Source organism: Streptomyces sparsogenes (assembly GCF_001704635.1).
Taxonomy (GTDB): Bacteria; Actinomycetota; Actinomycetes; order Streptomycetales; family Streptomycetaceae; genus Streptomyces; species Streptomyces sparsogenes.
Map to the genome: position 1 here is coordinate 1 of NZ_MAXF01000260.1, position 878 is coordinate 878.

Here is an 878-nt window from a genome sequence, read left to right on the forward strand (position 1 = left end):
TAACGTCCGGACGCCAACTCCGCACCCGGTCCCAGCACCGCCAAGGCTCCCCCGATCCGCCAACACGCCTCGCGCAAACCGCCTGCCGATCATACGAGTTGGTGGGCGCGGCGCCGGTCAGCGACTGGAGGCGTGCGTCACAAGCTGAAGATCCCGACGAAGCACCCCACGAGCACCCCGGCGTTGATCATCGCCCCGGCCACGACGGCGCCACCGCGTGGTTTCTCGGGCTGCATCAGGATCCGTATCACATAGCAGAAGCCGACCACGGCCACGGGCAGGGGCATCAGCGGGGGCAGATACGCCTCCTCGTTCCCCGGCAGGTCCGTCGCGGCGGCGATCGCCCAGGCGGCCCCGAGCAACACCGGCACGGCGACCAGCCCCGTCACCAGGGAGGCTCTGATCAAGCCCGGCCCGCTGGGCCAGCGTACGGCCGGCACACCCAGCCACGGCAGCGCGCCGACACCGACCAGGACGAAGACCGCCACTCCCGCGCGCAGCTCGAGGGCCGTGAGGAAGAGCGCGGGCGGCAGGACGCCCAGCGCCGCCAACAGCCAGTACGGATGGCGGTGCGGCCGGGCGGATGCGGGGGCGAGGACCGTTGGGACCTGAAGGGTCCGGCCGGGCGGGGCGTACGAGTCCCGCGTCGCCGGTTGTGTGCGCGCCGTGGAACGCGCCAGCGCGTGCGGCGCGGGCGCCCTTACGGGCCGTGCCGGGCCTGCCGCCCCCGCCTGTTCCGGCTGGGCCGCTGGCCCTGCCTGGCCCCGTGGTCCCGGCCGTCCCGCGCGGACCGCCTCGACCTCCGCCCGCATCGCCCCCGCGTCGGCGTACCGCGCAGCCGGGTCCTTGGCCAATGCGCGCGTCACCAGCTCCTGCAC

Annotated in this window: 1 protein-coding gene; it reads right to left on the minus strand. The window is 74.4% G+C overall.

Features of this window, described 5'->3' with window-relative positions:
* Nucleotides 1–137: 137 nt before the first annotated feature.
* On the minus strand, nucleotides 138–878 hold a 741-nt coding region (locus tag BBH68_RS41705; protein ID WP_483855361.1), incomplete at its 5' end, for a serine/threonine-protein kinase.